This is a genomic window from Brachybacterium sacelli (genome assembly GCF_017876545.1).
Taxonomy (GTDB): domain Bacteria; phylum Actinomycetota; class Actinomycetes; order Actinomycetales; family Dermabacteraceae; genus Brachybacterium; species Brachybacterium sacelli.
In genome coordinates this window covers 2808916-2827912 of sequence record NZ_JAGIOD010000001.1, presented here as the reverse complement: position 1 = coordinate 2827912, position 18997 = coordinate 2808916, and the positions used below count along the sequence as shown (strand labels likewise).

Annotated in this window: 14 protein-coding genes, 6 tRNA genes and 1 pseudogene; 9 read left to right on the top strand and 12 right to left on the bottom strand. The window is 68.6% G+C overall.

Going from position 1 to position 18997, the window contains the following annotated elements:
* Nucleotides 1–21 precede the first annotated feature (21 nt).
* The 8 genes from yajC to thrS form a co-directional block, all read right to left on the bottom strand.
* Nucleotides 22–405: a preprotein translocase subunit YajC gene (yajC, locus tag JOF43_RS12780; RefSeq protein WP_342592173.1), complete on the bottom strand. Its 384-nt coding sequence runs from the start codon at nt 403–405 to the stop codon at nt 22–24.
* 126 nt (nt 406–531) lie between these two features.
* Nucleotides 532–1572: a Holliday junction branch migration DNA helicase RuvB gene (gene ruvB / locus JOF43_RS12775; RefSeq protein ID WP_209903311.1), complete on the bottom strand. Its 1041-nt coding sequence runs from the start codon at nt 1570–1572 to the stop codon at nt 532–534.
* Nucleotides 1573–1613: 41 nt separating this feature from the next.
* A complete protein-coding gene (gene ruvA / locus JOF43_RS12770) occupies nt 1614–2222 on the bottom strand; it encodes a Holliday junction branch migration protein RuvA (protein ID WP_209902535.1) in 609 nt (202 codons plus the stop codon).
* Between the two features lie 26 nt (nt 2223–2248).
* Entirely contained in the window at nt 2249–2839 is a 591-nt protein-coding gene (gene ruvC / locus JOF43_RS12765) for a crossover junction endodeoxyribonuclease RuvC (protein WP_209902533.1), read from the bottom strand.
* Nucleotides 2836–3594: a YebC/PmpR family DNA-binding transcriptional regulator gene (locus JOF43_RS12760; protein WP_209902531.1), complete on the bottom strand. Its 759-nt coding sequence runs from the start codon at nt 3592–3594 to the stop codon at nt 2836–2838. Before JOF43_RS12760 ends, ruvC begins: the two co-directional genes overlap by 4 nt.
* An 85-nt stretch (nt 3595–3679) precedes the next feature.
* Entirely contained in the window at nt 3680–4969 is a 1290-nt protein-coding gene (locus tag JOF43_RS12755) for a PrsW family intramembrane metalloprotease (RefSeq protein WP_209902529.1), read from the bottom strand.
* Nucleotides 4970–5091: 122 nt separating this feature from the next.
* Nucleotides 5092–5685, bottom strand: a complete 594-nt coding sequence (locus tag JOF43_RS12750) for an HIT family protein (protein ID WP_209902528.1) — start codon at nt 5683–5685, stop codon at nt 5092–5094.
* Complete coding sequence (thrS, locus tag JOF43_RS12745; protein ID WP_209902526.1) at nt 5682–7682, bottom strand: threonine--tRNA ligase; 2001 nt, start codon at nt 7680–7682, stop codon at nt 5682–5684. The genes JOF43_RS12750 and thrS overlap by 4 nt, the downstream gene beginning before the upstream one ends.
* Nucleotides 7683–8128: 446 nt before the next feature.
* On the opposite strand from thrS, the gene JOF43_RS12740 reads away from it, so the two are divergent.
* From JOF43_RS12740 to JOF43_RS23285, 6 genes and pseudogenes are all read left to right on the top strand, one after another.
* A complete protein-coding gene (locus JOF43_RS12740) occupies nt 8129–10063 on the top strand; it encodes a BCCT family transporter (RefSeq protein ID WP_425351513.1) in 1935 nt (644 codons plus the stop codon).
* 288 nt (nt 10064–10351) lie between these two features.
* Nucleotides 10352–11032: a TetR/AcrR family transcriptional regulator gene (locus JOF43_RS12735; RefSeq protein ID WP_209902522.1), complete on the top strand. Its 681-nt coding sequence runs from the start codon at nt 10352–10354 to the stop codon at nt 11030–11032.
* Nucleotides 11032–11952, top strand: coding sequence for an ABC transporter ATP-binding protein (locus tag JOF43_RS12730; protein WP_209902520.1), 921 nt, complete (start codon nt 11032–11034; stop codon nt 11950–11952). The genes JOF43_RS12735 and JOF43_RS12730 overlap by 1 nt, the downstream gene beginning before the upstream one ends.
* Nucleotides 11949–13622: an ABC transporter permease gene (locus JOF43_RS12725; RefSeq protein ID WP_209902518.1), complete on the top strand. Its 1674-nt coding sequence runs from the start codon at nt 11949–11951 to the stop codon at nt 13620–13622. The genes JOF43_RS12730 and JOF43_RS12725 overlap by 4 nt, the downstream gene beginning before the upstream one ends.
* A gap of 149 nt (nt 13623–13771) precedes the next feature.
* Nucleotides 13772–14923, top strand: a pseudogene (locus JOF43_RS12720) (BCCT family transporter); the annotation flags it as partial.
* 82 nt (nt 14924–15005) lie between these two features.
* Nucleotides 15006–15662 carry a BCCT family transporter gene (locus tag JOF43_RS23285; protein WP_377782855.1) on the top strand — a complete coding sequence of 219 codons (657 nt, stop codon included), beginning with the start codon at nt 15006–15008 and terminating at the stop codon, nt 15660–15662.
* Nucleotides 15663–15900: 238 nt separating this feature from the next.
* Here JOF43_RS23285 and JOF43_RS12715 read toward each other — a convergent pair.
* The 4 genes from JOF43_RS12715 to JOF43_RS12700 all read right to left on the bottom strand — a co-directional run bounded on the left by JOF43_RS12715 (nt 15901) and on the right by JOF43_RS12700 (nt 16310).
* A tRNA-Val gene (locus JOF43_RS12715) sits at nt 15901–15975 on the bottom strand.
* A gap of 24 nt (nt 15976–15999) precedes the next feature.
* Nucleotides 16000–16073: transfer RNA gene (locus tag JOF43_RS12710), tRNA-Cys, on the bottom strand.
* Between the two features lie 66 nt (nt 16074–16139).
* Nucleotides 16140–16212, bottom strand: a tRNA-Gly gene (locus JOF43_RS12705).
* A gap of 26 nt (nt 16213–16238) precedes the next feature.
* Nucleotides 16239–16310, bottom strand: a tRNA-Val gene (locus JOF43_RS12700).
* Between the two features lie 236 nt (nt 16311–16546).
* Here JOF43_RS12700 and JOF43_RS12695 point away from each other — a divergent pair.
* The 3 genes from JOF43_RS12695 to glgX all read left to right on the top strand — a co-directional run bounded on the left by JOF43_RS12695 (nt 16547) and on the right by glgX (nt 18982).
* Nucleotides 16547–16619, top strand: a tRNA-Gly gene (locus tag JOF43_RS12695).
* A 30-nt stretch (nt 16620–16649) separates the two neighbouring features.
* Nucleotides 16650–16721: transfer RNA gene (locus tag JOF43_RS12690), tRNA-Val, on the top strand.
* 98 nt (nt 16722–16819) lie between these two features.
* Nucleotides 16820–18982 (top strand): glycogen debranching protein GlgX, encoded by a 2163-nt coding sequence (gene glgX / locus JOF43_RS12685; RefSeq protein ID WP_209902516.1) that lies wholly within the window; start codon nt 16820–16822, stop codon nt 18980–18982.
* Nucleotides 18983–18997 lie beyond the last annotated feature (15 nt).

Here is an 18997-nt window from a genome sequence, read left to right as displayed (position 1 = left end):
GGTGCGCGGCACCCGCGGGGGTCAGCGCTCGCGGCGCTCCTCGGAGCGCTCGGAGTCGTCGGTGACCGTCACGCCGGGGATGTCGTTCGTCCCGGACGTCTCCTCGGCGGCCTCGTCCTGCGCTTCGGGGGTCTCGTCGGACTCGACCGGGTCGACGCCCATGGCGATCGCCTGGCGGGCCCACTTCGACTGCGATCCGTCCTCGGACTCGAGGACCACGACGTCGTCGAAGGAGTCGACGATCAGGCCGTAGAAGCCCGAGTGCGTGCGCACCTCGTCACCGACGCCGAGCTGGTCGACCAGCGCGCGCTGCTTCTGCTGCGCCTTCTTCTGGCGGCTCGAGAGGAACATCAGAGGCAGCATCATGACCGCGAAGATGAGTAGGAGGGGCAGGAGGGATTCCACAGGATTCCTTTCGGCGGACAGCAGCGGGCCCGGGAGCTGATGCTCGCAGGCCGCCCTGCCGCGGACGACTGACCGCTCTACTGTACCCGTCGATCACACGCGGGTTCACAGACGGTGGCGCGTCACTCAGAAGCGTCCGAGCATCGGGGCGGTGCCGCTGCCTCCCTCGGGTGCCTGGAGCCCGAGGTGCGTCCAGGCCGCCGGGGCGGCCGCGCGACCCCGGGGCGTGCGTAGCAGGAACCCCTCGCGCACGAGATAGGGCTCGACCATGGTCTCCACGGTCTCGGTCTCCTCCCCCACGGCGACGGCGAGGGTGGACAGCCCCACCGGACCCCCGGCGAAGCGACCGCACAACGCCCCGAGCACCGCCCGGTCCAGGCGGTCCAGGCCCCGCTCGTCGACCTCGTAGACGCGCAGCGCCTCCTTGGCGGCCGCGAGGTCGAGCTGTCCGTCGCCCTTGACCTGCGCCCAGTCGCGCACGCGGCGCAGCAGGCGGTTCGCGATCCGCGGGGTGCCCCGGGAGCGGGAGGCGATCTCGATCCCCGCCTCCTCCTCCAGGTCCTCCTCGAGGCGCACGGCCGAGCGCCGCACCACCTCGCGCAGCTCCTCGGGGGCGTAGAAGTCCAGGTGGCCGATGAAACCGAAGCGGTCACGCAGCGGGGCGGGCAGCAGCCCCGCGCGCGTGGTGGCCCCGACCACGGTGAAGGGCGGCAGGTCCAGCGGGATGGAGGTCGCCCCGACCCCCTTGCCGACGACGACGTCGACCCGGAAATCTTCCATCGCGATGTACAGCATCTCCTCGGCCGGGCGGGCGAGGCGGTGGATCTCGTCGAGGAAGAGCACCTCCCCCTCGTCGAGCGAGGAGAGGATCGCGGCGAGGTCGCCGGCGTGCTGGATCGCGGGGCCCGAGGTGATGCGCAGCGGGGCGCCCAGCTCGGCGGCGATGATCATGGCGAGGGTGGTCTTGCCGAGTCCCGGCGGGCCGGACAGCAGCATGTGCTCGGGAGCGCGCCCGCGACCGGTGGCCCCGTCGAGCACCAGCGACAGCTGCTCGCGGACCACCTGCTGGCCGACGAACTCGTCGAGCCGTCGCGGCCGCAGGGCGGCCTCGGCCTGGCGCTCCGGGGGCGCGGACCCGGGATCGGTCACCGAGGTGGGAGCCGTCACGTCGTCAGCGGGGTCATCGCTCGGAGTGAGGTCCTCGCGGCTCACCGGCTGCCTCCGAGACGGCGCAGCGCCCGACGCAGCAGATCAGCGGCATCCGGCGCGGCCTGGTCCTCGGCGCGGACGGCCTCGACGGCCGCGGCGGCGCCCTTCTCCGGCCAGCCCAGGCCCACCAGCGCCTCGACCACGTCCCCGTCCACGCCGCCGGCGGGAACGGCTGCCGCCTCGCTGCCGCCCGGGCCGGACTGAGAGGGGGCGGGCAGCTTCCCGCCCAGCTCGAGCAGCATCCGACCCGCGACCTTCGGGCCGATGCCCGGGGTGCGGGTGATGGTCTTCGTGTCCTGCTCGGCGACGGCCCGGCGCAGCTCCTCGGGATCCAGGACCGCGAGCACCGCCAGCGCGGTGCGGGGGCCGATGCCGGAGACCGACTGCACGATGCGGAAGGTCTCGGCCTCCTCGGGATGGGGGAAGCCGAACAGCGTCATCGAGTCCTCGCGCACGATCAGCTCGGTGTGCAGGGTGAGCTCGGCGCCGTGACGGGTGGAGCTCAGCGCCTGCGGCGTCGTGCGCACGAGGTAGCCCACTCCGCCCACGTCGAGGACGAGGGAATCGAGGTCGATGCGGGCGACTCGCCCGGTCAGGGTTGCGATCACGGGACCACTGTAGAACGAGTGTTCGATCAGTGTCGGGAGGTGGAGCGCTCCCGGGCGCGTCGGGCCTCGCGCTCCGCCCGCGCCCACACCGACTGGGCACTGGTACGGGCTCCGCCGGTGGCGTCGAGCGCGACCGGGCCGGGTCCCCGCCACAGCTGGGTCAGGGCGATCGCCACCGCATCGGAGGCGTCGGCGGGCTGGGGCGGGGCCTCGAGACCGAGCAGACGGACCAGCATGGTCTGGATCTGCTTCTTGTCGGCCCGGCCGCTGCCCGTGACCGCGGCCTTCACCTCGGAGGGGGTGTGCATCGCGATAGGGATGCCGCGCTCTGCGGCCTCCACGATCGCGATGCCGGAGACCTGCGCGGTGCCCATCACCGTCGAGATGTTGTTCTGGCTGAAGACGCGCTCGACGGCGACCACGTCCGGGCCGTGCTCCTCCATCGCCGCCCGCAGTCCGCGGGCGAGGATGAGCAGTCTGCGGTCGATGGGGTCCTCGGACTCCGAGCGGATCACTCCGGCACTCACGAGCGTGGCCCGTCGGCCGCCGGCGGAATCGATCACGCCGATCCCGCACCGGGTCAGTCCGGGGTCGACCCCGAGCACCCGCAGGGTCATCCGGCCTCGTCGAGCTGGGCGGCGACGTCCTCGGGGATGTCGAGGTTGGAGAAGACGTTCTGCACGTCGTCGCTGTCCTCGAGCGTGTCGATCAGCCTCAGCGCCTTCCGGGCCCCGTCGAGGTCGACGGGGGTGCGCATGGTGGGGACGAACTGCGCCTCGGCGCTGTCGTAGTCGATGCCGGCCTCCTGCAGCGCGGTGCGCACGGCGACCACGTCGGTGGCCTCGGAGAGGATCTCGAAGGACTCGCCCTCGTCGGTGATCTCCTCGGCGCCGGCCTCCAGGACGACCTCTAGCAGGGTGTCCTCGGTGAGGTCGTCCTTGGGAACCGTCACCACACCCTTGCGCTCGAACAGGTAGGACACGGAGCCGGAGTCGGCCATGTTGCCACCGCCCCGGTTGAAGGCCAGCCGCACCTCGGAGACCGCACGGTTCTTGTTGTCGGTGAGGCACTCGACGAGCACCGCGACGCCGCCGGGGGCGTAGCCCTCGTACATCAGGGTCTCGTACTCGACCCCGCCGCCGTCGAGACCGCCGCCGCGCTTGACGGCGCGGTCGATGTTGTCATTGGGGACGGAGGTCTTCTTCGCCTTCTGGATGGCGTCGTAGAGGGTGGGATTGCCCGCTGGGTCAGGGCCGCCCATGCGTGCTGCCACCTCGATGTTCTTGACCAGCTTGGCGAACAGCTTGCCGCGCTTGGCATCGATGACGGCCTTCTTGTGCTTGGTGGTCGCCCACTTGGAATGCCCTGACATCTCTCTCCTCCCGACCGCCGCGCCGATCCCGGCGCAGTGCCGCCCCATTGTAGGGGCAGGAGGAGGTCGACCGGACCCTGAGTCCTCAGCGGCGGACGACGGGAGCAGTCAGCGCTCCGATCAGCCGCCGATCGGTGGTGATCCGCTCGAGCAGCTCGCGCTCACGCCGACGGGTCCGCTCCGAGGGCTTTCCGTGCAGCACGCTGTGGCGCTCCATGCCCAGCTCGACGGTCGCACGGATCAGGTCGCGCATGCCCATCCGGGCGACGGCGCCGTGACGGCTCGCCCACTTCTCCGCCTTGCGGCGCGCACCCAGCTTGACCAGCATGTCGACCTCGGCGGGCGCGAACCAGCCGGCACGACCGTACTCGGCCAGCTGACGTCGCAGGATCCGACGTTCGCGCCATCGCAGGAACAGCACGATCGCCACCAGGATCAGGAAGATCGGCACCTGGACGGTGAGGTAGTAGCGCAGGAAGCCGCCCAGCGGGTTCGCGGGGTCGACGGGGAGGAAGAAGCTCGAGCCGTTCCACAGGGCGTGCAGGATCATGCCGAGGGAGAGCCCGCCGACGCCGAGCCCGAAGTAGAGCATCAGCGACCGGCGTTCGGCGGCGATGCCCAGTCCCAGCCCGCACAGGGCCGTGAAGGAGGCATGGGCGAAGGGCGAGAGCACCCCGCGCAGGAAGAACGTCTGCCAGAACCCGGCGACCTCGCCGGCGGCCTGCGCCTGATGGAAGGAGTTGCCGAAGTACAGGATGTTCTCGGTGAAGGCGAAGCCGCCCGCGATCAGCGCCGCGTAGACCACGCCGTCGATCGGTCCGGCGATGTACCGGCGGCCCCAGATCAGCAGACCGATCAGGCCGGCGGACTTCATGGTCTCCTCGACGACCGGCGCCTGGATCGCTGCTCCGAGGAACTGGGCGGTGACCTGGTCCGGCTCGCTGGGGCTGATCCAGGCCGTGAACGGCGTGCCGATCACGAAGGTCAGCGCCACCGAGCCGACGGCGCCCCAGATGAAGGCATAGATCAGGGAGACGCGCGGCTGCGGTGTGTAGCGGTCGACCCACCACACGGCCCCCAGCACGATCGCGACCGGGAGCAGGGCGGCGGTGAATGCGACCAGCGAGGTCCCGAAACCCAGCGGCAGGATGACGAAGACGTACAGCAGCACGGCACCGCCGGCGAGGGCGAGGAACGACAGGCCGAACAGGGCCCACCGCGCCCAGGGACGGCGCCGACGCCGGCGCTGCGGCCCGGCCGCTCCCATGCGTCCCGGCCCTCGGGGATCCAGACGTTCGACGTCGTAGCCGTAGCCGGCGTCCTGCGGGCCCTGCGGTCGCGGGCCGGGGCGCGGAGGGGCTCCGGTCGTGCTCATCGCGGCGATCTCCTCGCTCTCTGCGGGCTCCCGGGCTGCCCCGGGCTGAATCCCCGCTCCCCGTTGACCGGGGGCCGGTCGGTGATGACCCCGGGGTGCTCCGCAGCCTCGGTCATGCTAGCTCAGGGCCAGGCGTCGGCGTAGAGCCGACGGGTGTCGGCAAGCAGCATCGGGACGGCCTTGGTGCGGCCGACGACGGGCAGGAAGTTCGCATCCCCCATCCAGCGCGGCACCACGTGCTGGTGCAGATGCGCGGCGATGCCGGCGCCCGCGACCGGGCCCTGGTTCATGCCCAGGTTGAACCCGGCAGGGGTGGAGACCTCGCGGATCACCCGCATGGCGGTGCGGGTGAGCTCGGCGACCTCGCGCACCTCCTCGTCCTCCAGCTCCGTGTAGTCGGCGACGTGCCGGTACGGGCACACCAGCAGGTGGCCGGAGTTGTACGGGTAGAGGTTCAGGACCACGTAGGCGACCTCACCGCGGTGGACGATCAGCGCGTCCTCGTCGCTCCGACGCGGCGCGGCGCAGAACGGGCACTGGTCCCCGTCGTGCGGATCGACGGGCTTGTTCTCCCCGCCGATGTAGGCCATCCGGTGCGGGGTCCACAACCGCTCGGTGTCGTCGGGGACGCCCACGAAGTCGCGGGCGTCCTCGACGACGGGCTGCGGGGAGCCCTCCGGGGCGAGAGGGTCGGTTCCTGGTCCGGACCCGCTCACACCTGCACCTTGTCCGCGATCGCGGCGACGATCCGGTCGACGGCCTCCTCGACGGCGATGCCGTTGTCCTGGCTGCCGTCGCGCATCCGGAAGGAGACCGCACCCTTGTCCTGGTCCTCGCCGCCGGCGATGAGCAGGTAGGGCACCTTCTCCTTGGTGTGGGTGCGGATCTTCTTCTGCATGCGGTCGTCGGAGGAGTCGACCTCGACGCGGACCCCACGGGCGCGCAGCGTCGCGGCGACCTCCTCGAGATAGGGCACGTACTCGGCGGCGACCGGGACGCCGACCACCTGCACGGGCGCGAGCCACACGGGGAAGGCCCCGGCGTAGTGCTCGAGCAGCACGCCGAAGAAGCGCTCGATGGAGCCGAACAGGGCGCGGTGGATCATCACCGGGCGCTGACGGGAGCCGTCGGTCGCGGTGTACTCCAGCTCGAACAGCTCGGGCTCGAAGAAGTCGAGCTGGATGGTCGAGAGCTGCCAGGTGCGACCGATCGCGTCCTTGGCCTGGACCGAGATCTTGGGGCCGTAGAAGGCGGCACCGCCCGGATCGGGCACCAGGTCCAGGCCGGAGGCGGTGGCGACCTCCTCGAGGGTGGTCGTGGCCTCCTCCCAGCTGGAGTCGTCGCCGACGGACTTCTCGGGGTCGCGGGTGGACAGCTCGAGGTAGAAGTCGTCCAGCCCGTAGTCCTTGAGCAGCCCGAGCACGAAGTCGAGGGTGCGGGAGATCTCCTCCTTCATCTGCTCGCGGCTGCAGTAGATGTGGGCATCGTCCTGGGTGAAGCCGCGGGCGCGGGTCAGGCCGTGCACCACGCCGGACTTCTCGTAGCGGTAGACGTGCCCGAACTCGAACAGTCGCAGCGGGAGCTCGCGGTAGGAGCGGCCCCGGGAGCGGTAGACGAGGTTGTGCATCGGACAGTTCATGGGCTTGAGGTAATAGTCCTGGCCCTGCTTGGTGACGTTGCCGTCGGCGTCGGCCTCCTCGTCCATGTGCATCGGCGGGTACATGCCGTCGGCGTACCACTCCAGGTGCTTGGAGGTCTCGAAGAGGTTCTTCTTGGTGATGTGCGGGGTGGAGACGAAGGAGTAACCGGCCTCGACGTGGCGGCGGCGGGAGTAGTCCTCCATCTCCATCCGGATCATGGCGCCCTTGGGGTGGAACACCGGCAGCCCCGAACCGATCTCGTCGGGGAAGGAGAACAGGTCCAGCTCGCTGCCCAGGCGGCGGTGGTCGCGGCGCTCGGCCTCGGCGACCCGCTCCTGGTAGGCGCGCAGCTCGTCCTTGCTGGGCCAGGCGGTGCCGTAGACGCGCTGCAGCATCGGGTTCTTCTCGCTGCCGCGCCAGTAGGCGGCCGCCGAGCGGGTGAGGGCGAAGCCGTTCCCGATCAGCTTGGTGGTGGGCAGGTGAGGTCCGCGGCACAGATCGGTCCACACCACCTCGCCCCGGCGGTTGACGTTGTCGTACATGGTCAGACCGCCCTCGCCGACCTCGACGTTCGCGCCCTCGGCGGCGTCGTCGGCCGTCGACTTCAATCCGATCAGCTCCAGCTTGTAGGGCTCGGAGGCCTCCTCGACGCGGGCGTCGTCGTCGCTGATCTCGCGGCGGACGAAGCGCTGCCCCTCCTTGACGATGCGGCCCATCTCCTTCTCGAGCGCCTTGAGGGACTCGGGGGTGAAGGGCTCGGCAACGTCGAAGTCGTAGTAGAAGCCGTCGGTGATCGGCGGGCCGATGCCGAGCGTCGCCTCGGGGTTCGCCTTCTGCACCGCCTGGGCGAGCACATGGGCGGCGCTGTGACGGAGGATCGACAGCCCGTCCTCGCTGGAGAGCTCGACGCCCTCGACCACCTGACCGTCGGCCACGGCAGTGGCCAGGTCACGCAGCTCGCCGTCGATCCGCAGGGCGATGATCTCGCTCCGGCCCTCGAAGAGCGTGGTGCCCGTGGTCGCCTCCTCGAGCCGCTGAGGTGAACCGTCCAGGGTGATGGCGATCTGGGCCACGGGGATGCTCCTTGTTCTCGGGTCGAGCCGGCCGACGATGCCGGCTCCACCGACGATGCTATCCGGGAGCGGGCCCCGGGCCGAACCCCTCGACCGACGTGGCTGGACTCACCGCATCCGACGTGACCTCGGGCACCCACCTGACGCGGAGTTCCCTGCTCCCGGCGGCCGCGCACCTGGGCACCTGCCGCACCGAGGGCTATGGTGGGCAGGTTCCGCATCCCTCCCCCAGGAAGGAGCCCATCCCCACCCGGACCTGGGCTCGCGACAGGAAACCTTCACCTCGTCCGCGTGACCCCGACCATCTGTGCGTGTCCAGATCACGAGTTTTCCAGGGTCAAATGGGTCGACGTCCAGACCGCACTCAGATCGTACGGTCTGGTTGAAGGAACTCTGAGTACTCGGCACAGTAGAGAACACCTATGACTTCGACAGGACGGAACCCGATGAACACCACCGGAACTCCCGAGACCGGTGAGGACACCTCGGCAGGCAGGAACCCCACCGCGCCGGATACCTCCCCCACCGCGTGGCCGGAGCACCTGCCCCAGACCGTGCACCTGCCCCGCTCGATGCAGATCGGCGAAGACGACAGCGACGACGAGATCACCGAGAAGCTGCGCCGACAGGGCGCACGCATCGGCAAGGGCGTGATCGCCCCGGCCGTGTTCTGGCCCGCCCTGCTGATCATCCTCGCCGTCGCGCTGCTGGCGATCATCTTCCCTGAGACCTCCAGCACCGTGATGAACGGTGCGCAGAACTGGATCGTGGCGGATCTGGGCTGGTTCTACATGCTGGTGATCGGCATCTTCGTGGTCTTCTCGATCATCCTTGCTCTGTCCTCCTTCGGCCGTATCCGCCTGGGCCGCGACGAGGACCGTCCGGATTTCGGCCTCTTCTCTTGGTTCGCGATGCTGTTCGCGGCCGGCATGGGGATCGGGCTGGTCTTCTACGGTGTCGCCGAGCCGCTTAGTTACACCACCAGCGCCGTCAAGCCCGGCTGGGAGGGCGAGGGCGTCGAGCTCTCGGGCCTGGCCATGGCACAGACATTCATGCACTGGGGACTGCACCCCTGGGCGACCTATGCCATCATCGGCCTGGCCATCGCTTACGCCATTCACCGCCGGGGCCGCCCGGTCTCCATCCGCTGGGCGCTCGAGCCGATCTTCGGCGAGCGCGTCAAGGGCTGGGTCGGCGATGTCATCGATGTCCTGGCCATTTTCGGCACCGTGTTTGGCATCGCCACTTCGCTGGGCCTGGGCGTCCAGCAGATCGGCGCGGGACTAACCTCGATCGGTCTGATCGATGGCGCCAGCAATACCTTCCTCATGATCCTGATCGTCGTGATCACCCTCCTGGCCACCGCGTCCGTGGTCAGCGGCGTCGGCGTCGGGATCAAGTGGCTCTCGAACGCCAACCTCAGCCTCGCCGGGCTGCTGATGATCACTGCGCTGGTCTTCGGCCCGACGGTCTTCCTGCTCCAGAACTTCGTGGAGTCACTGGGCGTCTACTTCGCGAACATCTTTCACATGACGCTGGACGTCGGCGCGTACAACCGCTCGGCGGACGCGCAGTCGTGGTGGGCCGGCAACACCTTGTTCTACTGGGGCTGGTGGATCGCCTGGGCCCCCTTCGTCGGCGTCTTCATTGCCCGCATCTCCAAGGGCAGGACGGTGCGCGAATTCATCGCCGGCGTGCTCCTGGTCCCCTCCCTCGTGGGCATGATTTGGTTCTCCATCTGGGGCGGCAATGGCCTGTTCCGCCAGTGGTTCGGCGCAGGTGACCTCGGCGACATCACCGCGGAGGAGTCCATGTTCCGCATCTTCGAGAACTTCCCCCTGACCGGCCTGCTGTCGGTACTGGGCATCATCCTGGTGGCGATCTTCTTCATCACCTCCTCGGATTCCGGCTCGCTCGTGGTGGACATGCTCGCCTCCGGCGGCCACCCCAACCCACCGATCTGGTCCCGCGTGGTGTGGGCGCTGCTCGAGGGGCTGCTTGCGGCCGCCCTCCTGCTCTCGGGAGGCCTCGAGTCCCTCCAGGCAGGTTCGCTCGTTACGGCACTGCCGTTCAGCATCATCCTGGTGCTCATGTGCGTCGCGCTGGTCAAGGCATTGAGCCTCGACGAGGCCGTGCTGAAACAGCACGAGCAGATCCGGCGCATGGAGACCGTGACCCGCCACATCACCGGCGAGGTCAACGCGACGCTCCCGAACGACGAAGGATTCGGCGAGTACCTGGACAACCGGATCGATTACCGGCTGGAGCGCACCCGCGGCGTCTTCGGACGCTCCCGCTCGGAGAAGCCGTCCGAGCGGACGACGGACCGCGCCGGGCGGCGATCTGGTCAGACGGGATCCGGCCCCACGGATACCGAGTGACCCTCGGGGCGTGCCCGGCAGGGACACGCCCCATACCGTGAAGGAGCCCGAACCGTGAAGGAGGCCGCCATGACGGGCGGCCTCCTTCGTGGTTCCGTGTGCGAAGGCAGGCATCACGCTCGGGCGGTGCCGCAAGGGCAACCACCAGCGGCGGAGCTGCTCAGAATCTCGTCCGCAACCGCTGACGACCGTCCAGGGGAGCCGTGTGCGGCGGACGCGTGCACCGAGGACCCACTCCCTCCGCTACACACTCTTGTTGCTTACTACATAACTGTGTAGCTTGGACGGATGATGTCCTCCGCAGCAATTGCCCCGGATTCCGATCAGACCGCTCGAGCTCGCCTCCGCGATGCCGCGATGTCGGTCTACGCCCACCATGGAGCCAAGGGCGCGACTGTGCAGGTCATCGCTGCCGAAGCGGGTGTCTCCACGGGTCTGATCCGACACTATTTCGGTTCCAAGGACGGATTGCTCGCAGCCTGCGACATCCACGCCATCGGGGCCCTCCTCGACCAGGCGCATCGAGCACTGGCCGACGAGTCCATCCCACCCGAGTTCGTCACAGGGATGTATCACTCGACGCGGGCAGAGGTCCGGTACCTGGCGCGCGCTCTGGTCGAAGGGTCGCGGTCCGCTGCCGAGCTCTACGAGGTCGGTTCCAAGCTGGCTGAGCGCTTCCTGTCCGAGAGGTGGCCTGACCAGTTCCCGCCGGGTTCACCGGCCACCCGGGACGCCGCGGCAGTGATGAGCAGCATGCACCTGGGCCCGCTCGTGCTGCACGTGCACCTGTCCCGGCGTATCGGAGTCGACAGCCTCGACCCCGCCCACGCACCTCGTGTCGGTGCAGCGATGACCACCCTGTACTCGACCCTCGGCGAATTCTTCGCGGCCGAGAACGGGAAGCAGCTAGCTGACGGCCTCAGCGAGGTGTCCGAAGAGTCCCGCCGCACCTCCGGAGGCTTGCCGTGATGTCACCGGCGATCGATGTCTCCGGCCTTGTCAAGCACTTCGGGTCCACGAGAGCACTGGACGGATTGATGCTGCGCGTCCGTCCCGGTGAGGTGCACGGGTTCCTCGGTCCCAACGGCGCCGGGAAGACCACCACTTTGCGCATCCTGCTCGGTCTGACCCGTGCCGAGTCCGGGACTGTCCAGCTGCTCGAGGGGGACCCTTGGCGCGACGCGGCGGATCTGCACCACCGGCTGGCCTACGTCCCCGCAGACGTCACCCTGTGGCCCCGTCTGTCTGGGGGCGAGATCATCGACCTGCTAGCCCGGATGCGCGGTGGCGACGACCGGTTACGGCGCGCCGAGCTCGTAGATCGGTTCGACCTGGATCTGGCCACCCGAGGCGGCGCGTATTCCACCGGTAACCGTCAGAAGGTCGCGCTGGTGGCGGCACTTGCCGCAGATACCGAACTACTGGTGCTGGACGAGCCCACCTCCGGGCTCGACCCGCTCATGGAGGAAGCCTTCCGCCGGACCATCTTCGAGGAGCGGGACCGTGGTCGCACTGTTCTGCTCTCGAGCCATATTCTGTCCGAGGTCGAAGCACTCTGCGACCACGTGACGATCGTGCGGGCCGGTCGCACTGTCGAGACCGGCAGTCTGGCTGAGCTGCGTCAACTCTCCCGGGTCATGGTCACCGCCGACGTCAGGTCGAGTCCTGAGGAACTCGCGGACATGCCGGGCGTCCACGAGGTGAGCGTGGACGGATCACGAGTCCACCTGCAGGTGGACTCCGGCGCCCTCACATCCCTGTGCGACGCATTGGCTCACCTGGGTGTTCGCGACCTCGCAGCGGCCCGACCCACGCTGGAGGAACTCTTCCTGCGCCACTACGTGCCCGACACAGCCGTGCCCGCCCACGGCCGGGAAGCACGATCATGACCAGCGTCGAAGACCGGGATCACACCGCCCTCCGGGCTCCGGCCGCCGGCACACGTCCGCTCAAGGCCGGCCGGCGAGTAGGACTGCCGCCCGGCACCAGGCAGCTGGTGCGCCTGGCCATGCGCCGTGACCGGGTATTGCTGGTGGCCTGGTCGATGATCACCACAGGCATTGTCCTCGGCGGGATGGCAGCGGCCGGAACGACGTATCCGACGGCGCAGGATCGAGCCGACCGGTGGGAGCAGCTGCACAGCGTGCCGATGTTCGTCCTGTTCCAGAGCAGGGCGTTCTCCGACACCGCCGAAGCGTTGGCCGCGCAACAAGCCTTCGCCGGTGGCACGATGTGTGCCGCCCTCGGGGCGATCCTGCTGGTAGCCCGCACCACCAGGGGCGAAGAGTCGGCCGGGCGCCGCGACCTCCTGGCCGGTACTCCCCTGGGACGCCGCGCAGACCTGGCGGCCGCGCTGACTCTGACCATGGTGACGGGCGCGCTGCTCGCCATAGTGATCACCTGCGGCCTGATCGCCATCGGAATGCCGTGGGCGGGCTCGCTCGCTCTGGCGTTGATCACGGCGCTGGCGGTGTGGACAGGAGCGGGTCTGGCCGCCATCGCAGCCCAGCTGCTGACCGGAGTCGGCGGCGTGGTCGGACTGGCCTTCGCTACCTTCTACGTCTTCCACCTGATTCGTGGCGCGGGTGCGGCAATGGAGGAGGGCGCACTGTGGCTCACCCGGGTCGTACCCCAGGGATGGTGGGAGAACCTCCGACCCTTCGCCGACGAACGCTGGTGGACGCTGCTGCCCGCCCTGGCAGCTGTCACGCTGAGCGTGGTGGCCTCGTTCCATCTCGCCGCTCGTCGCGACCTGGGGCGGAGCCTGGTACCCACATCACGTGGCCGCGAACACGGCGCCTGGTGGCTTCGCTCGGTGCCGTCGCTGTTATGGCGCCTGGACCGCGCCTCCCTCACCGTGTGGGCGCTCGCAGTCGCGGTCATCGCCCTGGCGATCGGCTACATCGGAGCCGACACGATGTCCGCCTATGCCGACACGGAATGGGTGCGCGCCATGGGGACCGACCTGGGTGTGGCGCCGGAAGACACCTTCTTCACCTACGTCATCTTGGTCTTCGTCTTCCCCATCGCCGGGCACGCCCTCTACGCGACCCTGCAGATCCGTCGGGAAGAGACCGCGGGCACGGCGGAACTACTCCTGTCCGGCCCTCTTCGGCGCCGCACCTGGGCATTGGCGCATGCGATCGCCGGCTTCCTCTACCCGGTCCTGCTGCTGATCGTTCTTGGGATTGCTGTCGGAATCGGGTCCGGCCTCGGCGGCGGGCACTATGGAGCCGACATCGCACGGTTCACCACGTTCACCGTGTCCTTGGCGCCCGCTATCTGGGTGCTGGTCGGGATCACCATCCTCGCCCACAGTGTGGTGCCGCGCCGTGCTGCCGCGGTGAGCTGGTCGTTGCTCGGCATCGGCATTTTCACGGAGATCGCGGTGAAGACCGGCCTGGTCCCAGAGCTGCTGTTTCTGCTGGTCTCGCCGTTCGCACATGTCAATCCCCACTACCAGGCCACCTGGACCCCCTACGTCCTACTGCCTCTCCTCTCGGTCGGGTTCGTGGCGGCTGGCCTGCTGGCGCTGCGTCGCCGCGATCTTCCCGCCTGAGCCTCGGCACAGACAACTCCCCTCGGCCCGGGACAACTGGGCACCTGCGGCGTCGAGAACTATTGTGGGCAGGTTCCGCATCCCCTCCCCCAGAAGAGCCCGTCCCGCCTGCCAGTCGACGTCGGCGCCCGCAGGACGGACGTTCCCCTATGAGTCAGAACACGCAGACCACCAAGGAGCTCCTCGACGACCTCCGCAGTGCGAAGCCCAAGCGCCGCAAGAAGCCGACGCAGGGCACCGACTGGGTCGTTTTCGGCAGCGCCGGCGCCCTCGCCCTCGGATTCATCCTCTGGGGCGTGATCTCCTCGACCTCGCTCGGGTCCTCGGCGGCATCCGCCCTCGACTTCGTCATGTCGAACTTCAGCTGGCTGTACGTCATCGCGGCCTCCGTCTTCACGCTCTTCGTGCTCGTCGTGGCCTTCAGCCGCTTCGGGCGCATCCCCCTCGGGCGCGACGGTGAGGAGCCCCAGTTCCGGACGGCCTCGTGGATCTCCATGATGTTCGCGACGGGCATGGGCATCGGCCTCATCTTCAACGGTGTCGCAGAGTCGCTGTACTTCTACATGTCCCCGCCGCCGGGGACCGTAGAGGGCCAGACGCCGGAAGCCGTCACCACCGCGATGGGCACGACCCTGTTCCACTGGACCCTGTACCCCTGGGCCATGTACGCGATCGTCGGTCTGGGCATGGCCTACGGCACCTTCCGACTGGGCCGCACCCAGCTCTTCTCCAACATGTTCGCCTCGCTCTTCGGTGAGCGCGTCTCCCAGAGCGTCGGCGGCAAGATCATCAACATCCTCGCGATCCTCGCGACGCTGTTCGGCTCGGCCTGCTCCCTAGGCCTCGGTGCCCTCCAGATCGGTGGCGGGCTCACCTCCACCGGCCTGGTCGCCCAGACCGGCTCCACTCTCCTGGTGCTGATCATCGCCATCCTGACCGCGTGCTTCGTGGCGTCCGCGGTCTCGGGCATCGAGCGCGGCATCCAGTGGCTGTCGAACATCAACATGGTGCTCGCGCTGCTGCTGGCGGTCATCGTCTTCATCGGCGGGCCCACGCTGTTCATCCTCAACGTCGTCCCCAACGCCGTCGGCGGCTTCGTGGCCGATCTCCCGCAGATGGCCTCGCGCACCTCGGTCTCCGGCGACGAGTCCCTGGCCGAGTGGATGAGCTCGTACACGATCTTCTACTGGGCGTGGTGGGTCTCCTGGTCGCCCTTCGTGGGTCTGTTCATCGGCCGCATCTCCCGCGGCCGCACCATCCGTCAGTTCGTCGTCGGCGTGCTGCTGGTCCCGTCCGTGGTCTCGCTGCTGTGGTTCTCGATCTTCGGTGGCGGGGCTATCGGCCTCCAGGAGCGCGCGGAGGCCGCTCAGGATCCCGGGGGGGATGCTCGCCAAGCTCATCCCCAGCGAGGACGACCCGAGCACGCTGGTGCCGGACATCAACACCGACCTGATCCTCTTCGACACCCTGCAGAAGCTCCCGGTGGGCGGCATCGTCGTCTTCCTGCTCATGGCCCTCGCCGTGGTGCTGGTGGCAATCTTCTTCGTCACCGGTGCGGACTCCGCCTCGATCGTGATGGGCGGTCTGTCCGAGCACGGCGCCGAAGAGCCGACCAAGAAGGCAGTGATCTTCTGGGGTGTGGCGACCGGCGCGGTCGCGGCGATCATGCTGCTGGCCGGCGGTGACCAACCGGCCGAGGCGTTGAACGGATTGCAGAACATCACGATCGTCGCCTCGCTCCCGTTCGTGCTCGTGATGCTGCTGCTGTGCGTCGCGCTCTGGAAGGACCTCTCCAGGGACCCGATGATGATCCGCAATCAGATCGCGCGGCACGTGCTCGAGGACTCGGTCGCCCAGGGCATCGACCGTCACGACGGCGAGCCCTTCGAGCTGAGGACTGTGGAGGCCGTCATCGACGTGAAGCCGCTGCACCGCTCGCACGACGCGACGGAGCAGGACGGCGCCGACGAGATCAGCGCCCCCGCCGACCCCTCGCCCCAGGAGCCCGTGGACGAGGGGAAGGATCCCTCAGGAAACTGACCTCCCGGCAGTACACGCACGAGAGCCCCGGCGATCCGCCGGGGGCTCTCGTACTGTCCGGGGCCGGGAGATGGGCCGGCGCCTCGCGCGGGGCGGCCCGGAACGGCCCGGCCCGACGGCTGTCCGGGGCCACAGGGGCGGAGCCGGAGGAGACGGTGAAGTCCGGCCGGCAGCAGCGCAGGCCCGACCGCTGGGGACGACGAAGGGCCCCGGTCCGCAGACCGGGGCCCTTCCGTGGTGGTGGGCGATACTGGGTTCGAACCAGTGACCTCTTCCGTGTCAGGGAAGCGCGCTACCGCTGCGCCAATCGCCCTCCTCGCAGACTCGCGGCCCACGATGGAGGTGGGTACGGGATTCGAACCCGTGTACACGGCTTTGCAGGCCGTTGCCTAACCACTCGGCCAACCCACCGGAGATGCGCGTGCATCATGCGGAACGGCGCTCCCGACGACAAGGTCGGGCGCGCCGTTCCCCCGGAGCGGACGACCGGATTCGAACCGGCGACCCTCACCTTGGCAAGGTGATGCTCTACCAGCTGAGCTACGTCCGCAGGAACGGGATCCGAGGATCCCGTCGTGGGCGATACTGGGTTCGAACCAGTGACCTCTTCCGTGTGAAGGAAGCGCGCTACCACTGCGCCAATCGCCCGAAGGTGCTTCGCCGCTCTCCTGAGCGGACTCGAAGAAGCTTACACGAGGTCCGCGGGCCTCGATGACCACATCCGATGTGACCTACATCGTGCCGGCGCAGGCTGTCGGGAGCCCCCGCGCACCACCGATTCCCGGCACATCCATCCGCTCGTGACCTCCGACACTGCAGGCCATCAGCATTTGCGCGCAGGCCGCGCCCCACCTAGAGTATTCCTTCGTCGGCCTGGCCGATGTGCGGACGTAGCTCAGTTGGTAGAGCATCACCTTGCCAAGGTGAGGGTCGCCGGTTCGAATCCGGTCGTCCGCTCCGTCCCTCCCCCGCGTCCTCGGACGCACCGGGCGATTGGCGCAGCGGTAGCGCGCTTCCCTGACACGGAAGAGGTCACTGGTTCGAACCCAGTATCGCCCACCTCGAGGACCCCGGCCGATCGGCCGGGGTCCTTCTCGTGGGCCGGCGGCGCCACGGCCTGCGACCGTGGCGCGCTCGGGCCCGGTTACTGTGGGCCCATGCAGATCTGGACCGGCCAGTCCTACCCCCTGGGCGCCACCTTCGACGGCTCCGGCACCAACTTCGCCCTCTTCTCGGAGGTGGCCGAGCGCGTCGAGCTGTGCCTGATCGACGACGGCGCCGAGCGTCGCGTCGAGGTCACCGAGGTCGACGCCTTCGTCTGGCACGTCTACCTCCCCGCGGTGCAACCCGGGCAGCGCTACGGCTACCGCGTCCACGGACCCTACGAGCCGGAGGCGGGGCACCGCTGCGACCCCTCCAAGCTGCTGCTGGACCCGTACGCGAAGGCGATCGCGGGAATGGCGAGCAACCACCAGTCGCTGTTCAGCTACAGCTTCGAGGATCCCGAGCAACGCAGCACCGAGGACTCCGCCGAGCACACCATGCATTCGGTGGTCGTCTCCCCCTTCTTCGACTGGGGGAACGACCATCCGCCGGCGCACGAGTATCACGACACCGTCATCTACGAGGCCCACGTCAAGGGCCTGACGATGCGGCACCCGGACATCGACGACAACATCCGCGGCACCTACGTGGCAATGGGCCACCCCTCGATCATCGAGCACCTCACCGAGCTCGGGGTCACCGCGATCGAGCTGATGCCCGTCCATCAGTTCGTCCAGGACGGGCACTTGGTGGAGAAGGGCCTGCGCAACTACTGGGGCTACAACACCATCGGCTTCTTCGCCCCGCACAACGAGTACTCCTACGCGGGAGATCGTGGCCAGCAGGTCCAGGAGTTCAAGCAGATGGTGAAGAATCTGCACGAGGCGGGTATCGAGGTCATCCTCGACGTGGTCTACAACCACACCGCCGAGGGCAACCAGATGGGCCCGACGCTCTGCTTCCGGGGCATCGACAACACCGCCTACTACCGCCTGGTCGAGGACGATCGGGCGTACTACTACGACACCACCGGCACCGGGAACTCGCTGCTGATGCGCACCCCGCACGTGCTGCAGCTGATCATGGACTCGCTGCGGTACTGGGTGACCGATATGCACGTGGACGGGTTCCGCTTCGATCTCGCCTCCACGCTCGCCCGTGAGTTGCACGAGGTGGACCGGCTCTCGTCCTTCTTCGACATCATCCAGCAGGACCCGGTGATCTCGCAGGTCAAGCTGATCGCGGAGCCGTGGGACCTCGGTGAGGGCGGCTACCAGGTCGGAGGCTTCCCTCCGTTGTGGTCGGAATGGAACGGCCGCTATCGCGACACCGTGCGGGACTTCCACCGCTCCGAGCCCGACATGCTGGGCGACTTCACCTCCCGCCTGGCCGGCAGCTCGGACCTGTACCAGCACACCGGCCGCACCCCGATCGCCTCGATCAACTTCGTGACCGCGCACGACGGATTCACGCTGCGCGACCTGGTCTCCTACAACGACCGGCACAACCAGGCCAACGGCGAGGACGGCCAGGACGGCGAGAGCCACAACCGCTCCTGGAACTCCGGCGTCGAGGGACCCAGCGAGGACGAGGAGGTGCGAGCGCTGCGGCTGCGCCGGGCCAAGAACCTCATGGCCACTCTCCTGGTCAGCCAGGGCGTGCCGATGATCCTGCACGGGGACGAGATGGGGCGCACCCAGGGCGGCAACAACAACACCTACTGCCAGGACAACGAGATCTCCTGGATGGTCTGGGAGCTAGAGACGGACCAGATGGAGATGCTCTGGTTCACGCAGAAGATGATCGCGCTGCGCACCGAGCACCCGATCTTCCGGCGCCGGCGGTTCCTGCAGGGCATCGTGCGCGACGACGCCGACTCCACCCTCCCGGACGTGGAATGGATCGGCACCGATGGGACCCCCATGACCGCCGAGGACTGGGACTCGGCGCAGAACAAGTGCCTGGTCGTTTTCCTCAACGGTTCCGCCATCCCCGAACCGAACCTGCGCGGCCAACGCCTCGTCGACGACTCGGCGCTGCTGCTGTTCAACGCCTCGGGCAATGCCGTCGACTTCACGCTCCCTCCCGCCGATCACGGCGAGCGCTGGAAGGTCGTCCTCGGCACCGGGGACACCGTCGAGGTCGGCACCACCTTCACCGGCGACGAGACCATCTCGCGCCCGAGCCACTCGCTGCTGGTGCTCATGCGCCCGCCGATGGATGTGGCCGAGGACCCCTCCGCCGACGAGCGGAACGAGCAGCCCGCCCGCGCCTGACCCACCGACCCGTCC